At 67.6% G+C, this 5,885-nt stretch carries 4 protein-coding genes and 1 pseudogene; 2 read left to right on the top strand and 3 right to left on the bottom strand.

The window, feature by feature from the left end; all coding sequences use genetic code 11:
* Nucleotides 1-621: 621 nt before the first annotated feature.
* Entirely contained in the window at nucleotides 622-2,349 is a 1,728-nt protein-coding gene (gene ctaD / locus AC2VOK_RS06725) for an aa3-type cytochrome oxidase subunit I (protein WP_428899782.1), read from the bottom strand.
* 193 nt (nucleotides 2,350-2,542) lie between these two features.
* On the opposite strand from ctaD, the gene AC2VOK_RS06720 reads away from it, so the two are divergent.
* Entirely contained in the window at nucleotides 2,543-3,697 is a 1,155-nt protein-coding gene (locus tag AC2VOK_RS06720; RefSeq protein ID WP_428899781.1) for a DUF4185 domain-containing protein, read from the top strand.
* 30 nt (nucleotides 3,698-3,727) lie between these two features.
* Here AC2VOK_RS06720 and AC2VOK_RS06715 read toward each other — a convergent pair whose 3' ends face one another.
* On the bottom strand, nucleotides 3,728-4,336 hold the full coding sequence (locus AC2VOK_RS06715; protein ID WP_428899780.1) for a TetR/AcrR family transcriptional regulator: 609 nt from the start codon (nucleotides 4,334-4,336) through the stop codon (nucleotides 3,728-3,730).
* 141 nt (nucleotides 4,337-4,477) lie between these two features.
* Nucleotides 4,478-4,903, bottom strand: coding sequence for an IS200/IS605 family transposase (gene tnpA / locus AC2VOK_RS06710; RefSeq protein WP_428899783.1), 426 nt, complete (start codon nucleotides 4,901-4,903; stop codon nucleotides 4,478-4,480).
* A gap of 152 nt (nucleotides 4,904-5,055) precedes the next feature.
* Here tnpA and AC2VOK_RS06705 point away from each other — a divergent pair.
* A pseudogene (locus AC2VOK_RS06705) lies at nucleotides 5,056-5,885 on the top strand (transposase); the annotation flags it as partial.

Raw genomic sequence — 5,885 nt, 5'->3', positions numbered from 1 at the left:
GGCCGGGGCCGGGGTCCTCCCCGGTGCCGCGGGCGGCCACCACTTGAACGTCCGGGCAGCCCTGGGCGGCGGCGAACGGAATGGCCGACGTCAGGGCTGAGGCGCCCAGGCCTGACGCCGCGACGACGGCCGGACCGAGAAGACGAGCGATGTGACGTGCGATCATGCCGAAATAATCCCCCCCTTTCACGGATCCCAAACCCGGGATTTCGGCGTTGATTCGTGAACGGCACCGCATGAAGGCTTGCCCGCAGGCCGTCCTGAGGGAACCCACCCGGCATTTTATTAGCCAATATAATTAAATGCCGGCTGCGGCGTTTCCCCTGCTTGCGCAGGCTCACGACGAGTCCGCACAGGACGCGCTGTTCGACACAGTGCACGAGTTGTCGGCCGTGGGCAGCCACGTCGCGGCCGAACTGGGTCCCCTGCGCGGGGAGTTGGCGGAACGCACCGCCAGCATGCCGCCCGGCGATGACACCACCCGGCGGGCTGCCTCCGGTCTTCGAGCGCTTGCTGAGGACCACATTCTTCACCGCCACCCGCACGCGTCGAGAAGCCCACAGCCCGGTGGGTCCGACAGGTTTCACGTCGCACCGGATGGACCGGAACGGGTCTGGGGATTCAGACCCGAACCGGATCCGCGGCCTTGGCGTGGGTTTTGCCGCGGCCGACGTAGGATTCGGCGCGCATCCGCTCGACCATGTGCGGGTGGTGCAGTTCGAAAGCCGGCCGCTCGGAGCGGATCCGGGGCAGTTCGGTGAAGTTGTGCCGCGGTGGCGGGCAACTCGTCGCCCACTCCAGCGAGTTGCCGAAACCCCACGGGTCATCGACGGTCACCGGTTCGCCGTAGCGCCAACTCTTGAACACGTTCCACACGAACGGCAGTACCGACACCCCGAGGATGAAGGCCCCAATGGTCGACACGACGTTGAGGGTCTGCCACCCGTCGGTGGGCAGGTAGTCGGCGTAGCGTCGCGGCATCCCCGAATTGCCCAGCCAGTGCTGGACCAGGAAAGTGGTGTGGAATCCGATCAGGGTCAGCCAGAAGTGCAGCTTGCCCAGGCGTTCGTCGAGCAGGCGGCCCGTCATCTTGGGGAACCAGAAGTAGATGCCGGCGTAGGTGGCGAACGCGATCGTGCCGAACAGTGTGTAGTGGAAGTGCGCCACCACGAAATAGGTGTCGCTGACGTGGAAGTCGAGCGGCGGGCTGGCCAGCATCACCCCGGTGAGGCCGCCGAGCAGGAAGGTGACCAGGAAACCGATCGAGAACAGCATCGGTGTCTCGAAGGTCAACTGGCCCCGCCACATCGTGCCGATCCAGTTGAAGAACTTGATTCCGGTCGGGACGGCGATCAAAAACGTCATGAACGAGAAGAACGGCAGCAGGACCGCCCCCGTGGCGAACATGTGGTGCGCCCACACCGCCACCGACAGCGCCGCGATCGACAACGTCGCATAGACAAGCGTGGTGTAGCCGAAGATCGGTTTGCGGGAGAACACCGGGATGATCTCGGAGGCGATGCCGAAGAACGGCAGCGCGATGACGTAGACCTCCGGATGCCCGAAGAACCAGAACAGGTGCTGGTAGAGAATGACCCCGCCATTGGCGGCGTCGTAGACGTGTGCGCCGAGGTGGCGGTCGGCGGCCAGCCCGAACAGCGCCGCCGTGAGTAGCGGGAAGACAGCCAGAACAAGCACACTGGTGATCAGGATGTTCCAGGTGAAGATCGGCAATCGGAACATGGTCATCCCCGGCGCGCGCATGCACACCACGGTGGTGATCATGTTGACCGCGCCCAGGATCGTGCCCAGGCCGCCGACGCCGATCCCCAGGATCCACAGGTCTGCTCCCGCCCCGGGACTGTGCGACACCTGCGACAGCGGGGTATAGGCGGTCCACCCGAAATCGGCCGCACCGCCGGGAACGATGAACCCGCCCAGCGCGATCAGCGCCCCGAACACGAACAGCCAGAATGACAATGCGTTCAACCGCGGGAAGGCCACGTCAGGAGCACCGATCTGCAGCGGCAGCACCAGGTTGGCGAACCCGAAGACGATCGGGGTCGCGTAGAACAGCAGCATTGCTGTGCCGTGCATGGTGAACAGCTGGTTGTACTGCTCGTTGGACAGGAACTGTAGCCCGGGCATCGCGAGTTCCAGGCGCATCAACAACGCCATCAGTCCGCCGATGAAGAAGAAGACGAAGCAGGCGACCATGTACATGATGCCGATCATCTTGTGGTCGGTGGTGCTGATCAGCTTGTAGATGAGGTTGCCCTTGGGGCCTACACGCTGCGGGAACGGCCGGCGGGCTTGAAGTCCGGGTACCGGCGGTGCTTCCGCGGTCATCGAGTTCCTCCAGAGAATTCAATAATAGGAACAGCTTTGGGCACGGCGCCTCAGTATTCCGAGCCGTGAGCGCTCGTCCCTAGGGCCAAACGTCCCTAAATCAGGCCATTTTGGGTGCTCCGCACGCGCGGGAAGGAAAGGCTCACCATGCTCGCCGGCCGGGTCGTTCGCCGAGCAGGGCTATCGTGTGACGGTGCGGCGTGGACCGGGGCGACGGGCCGGCGGGCTGCTCGTCGCCCTGCTGATCACCGCGCTCGCCTCGGGTCCGGCCACGCCGTCGCCGGCGCCGCGCGCGGTGCCGCTGACCTGCCTGGACACCGCGCTTGCGGACTACGCGAACTCCGGTGCCGGGTGGACCGGCGGGGATTCCACGTGGACGTCGCCGCTTCCCGACGGGAGGGAGGTCTTCGCCTTCTCGGACACGTTCCTGGGCCCCGTCACCGCGCGGGCCCGGCCACCCGACGCGGCCTTCGTGCACAACTCGTTCGTCGTGCGTGACGCCGTGGGACGCTTTTCCACCATCGTCGGCGGGACCGCCGCCCGACCCGCGGCGCTGATCGCGCCGGCCGATCCCACCCATTGGTTCTGGCTGGGAGCCGCGACGTACCTCGATGGGGCACTGCAGGTTCCGGTCACCGAGTGGCGGCCCACCGGTCCCGGTCCGTTCGACTTCGCCTTCGCGGGATCCGCGTTGGCCCGGTTCGACGTCCGCGATCTGCGGGTTCCGGCGGTGACGCCGCTGCCGCGGTCGCGCGGCATCCAGTGGGGTCAGTGGGTGCAGCCGGCCGGCGCCTGGACCTACGTGTACGGTGTCGAGACCGACGGCGAACACAGGTATCTGCACGTGGCCCGCGTCACGGGAGGCGATCTGCGCCAACCTTTCTCCTACTGGACCGGCCGGGGCTGGTCGACGGCGGAGTCGGATTCATTGCGGGTGACTGACGGCATCGCCGGCGAGTTCTCGGTGCACAGGCTGCGCCACGGCGCGTACATGCTCACCACGATGCAGGGCGGCACGGGATTCAGCGACCGGATCGTCGGCCGGTTCGGCCCCGCCCCGACGGGGCCGTTCGGGCCCGCGACCACCTTGTACGTCACGCCCGAGAGCGGCAGCTCGGGGACTTATCACGACGCCGACGTCTACACCTACAACGCCCACGTTCATCCCGAGTACTCGACGCCCACCGCCGTCGTGGTTTCCTACAACGTCAACAGTGTCGACACCTTGCCCGGCGGCGACCTGTACCGCCGGGTGGGCCTCTACCGCCCGCGGTTCGTCGTGATCTCGCTGGGCTGGAACGGTGCCGGGCAGACGTCTCCGGGCGCGATGCGGCATCCGTGCCCCTAGCGAAAACGGCTGCGCGACAAGCCGAACCGGCTAGAGGGCGGTTGCCGCCCCGCCGGCCGCGGCGGTCAGGGTGGTGACCAGGGTGTCCTCGTCGGTGTCGATGTCGCCGTGCAGCCAGGCGACGATGAGGTCGGTGGTCCCGGCGACCAGCGCGCGCGTCGCCAACTTCCGGTCGACGGATGGCTTGGGGCGTCCGGTGAAGACGATGGCGTCGGCCGCCATGCGGTCGGTGAAGTCGCGCACCGCACGCCGTTGATGTTCCCGCAGCCGCGGAAAGCCCGGGCACTCCATGTACAGCCGCGCGTCCGCGCGGTCGGATGCCAGAGCGCGCACCACGGCGCGCAGGGTGCCCTCGACGCGATCGGCGAGCGGGGCGGTGGTCAGCACCTCGTCCATCCGGGCCACCAACCGCCGGAACAGATCGTCGGCGCAGGCGTCGAGCAGGTCGTCCTTACCGGCGAATTCGGCATAGAAGTACCGCTTGCTCAAATTCGCCTGCTGGCAGACCAGATCGACGGTCAGCGAGGCCACGCCGCCCTCGGCGACGAGCATGCGGGCGGCCTCGATCAGGCGTTCGCGGCGTCCCTGCGCACGCTGTTCGGGGGTGAGCCCGCCGTAGTTGCGGCCCGCGGCAGTCATGATGACCAGGAATCGTAGCGCGCAAGCCGCGCTGCTTTAGCAGTGCGGTTAGCGCATCACGTTGGTGGATGAGGTAACCACTGGCGCAAACCAGCGGCGTAGCGGCTGCGTGGATCGGCCCCTGTCGGGCGTAGCCCGATGTTAGAGGGGCCGGGTTTGGTTTTCGCTGTAGCGTTTGATCACCGACAACGGCGCTCCGCCAGCGGAGGCGGCGACATACGATGGCGACCACAGGTGGCTGCGCATGCGGGCCCGCACGCACGGTGCGGTGTATTCGCGGCGTATTTCGTAGCTGGAGCGGCCTTTGCGCCGCTGTACCAGTGGGGCGACCGCCAGGGTGGGCGGGTGAGAGACCAGCAGGTGCACGTGCTCGGGCTCGCCGTTGAACTCAACGAACTCGGCGCCCAGATCGGAGCACACGCCCGACATGGTGTGCTCGCAGAAGTCCAGCATCGCCGAGTTGAGAATCCGCCGGCGGTACGTGGTCACGAAAACAAGATGTGCCCACGGCGCCGACACGCTGTGGGCGGCGCGCCGGTAGTCGTCGCTGCCCGCTGGCGCCGCGATGTCGGTGGTGTCTTTTACCGTCGTGGGATGCACACCGACGGTGTCTACCCGCCCGGACCGACAACACCTGTTGGCGCCGGTGATCGGTCGCGCGGTGAGCGCAAGCCGCGGGCGCGCAAGCGCCCGAAGGACGCGCCCACGCATGTGCGGTCGTGGCCGCTGCGGGCGAATGCCAACGCCACGAGATCGGGATCCGGTTTTTCACTGGTGTGCGGGTGTATAACGCGGTGGCCGGTGAGTTCATCGGGCGTAGCCGCGCGGTGAAGGCCGATCCGGCGTGGCAGGCGGCGCGAGAACTGCCGCGCACGCATCGGGGTGCGGCGTTTCGGGCGGTGGAGGCCGCGCACGGCTTCACCGCCAACGCCGCACAATCGTTCGCGTCGTCGCTGCGGCGGTCGTGGGTGCGCGAGCATCTGCCGGCCCAGGAAACCCAGAACTTGGGGGCGCGGGCGTTCGACGCTGTCAGGCAGTGGCACCTCGGCCTGAAAGGCACGCCGCGGTTCAAATCCCTCAAGCGTGGGTTGCATTCGCTGGCGGCCAAGGACGGCCATGGCGCGCTGCGCCCGAACATCGACGCGGCGGGTCGTCTGGTCGGGTTGCAGTGGGGGGCGGGGTTCGTGATCCCGGTCGCTCCCTTAGCCGCATCGGGTAGACGTCGTCGGGAGCAGGCAGCCGAACTTGCCGAGATCGAGGCGCTCGTCGCCGGGGGGAAGGTGCGCTCGACGCGGATTGTGTGCACGGTGATCAACGGCCGCGATGCCTACCGGATGCAGTTGGTCTGTGATGGGCGCCCGACGCGGCGGCACCCGGTCGGCGATGGACAGGTGTCTTTCGACCTCGGGCCGAGCCAGATCGCGGTGGCCGTGGCGCGCGCGGACGGGAGCTGGTCGGGGTGGGTGGAGCCGCTGGCCGATGCCATCCGGCTGGACACGATGCGGCTGCGCCGCACCCAACGGCATCTGGACCGCCAGCACCGCGCCGG

This window comes from Mycobacterium sp. TH-M116 (genome assembly GCF_057473685.1).
This window is presented reverse-complemented; position numbering and strand designations above follow the sequence as displayed.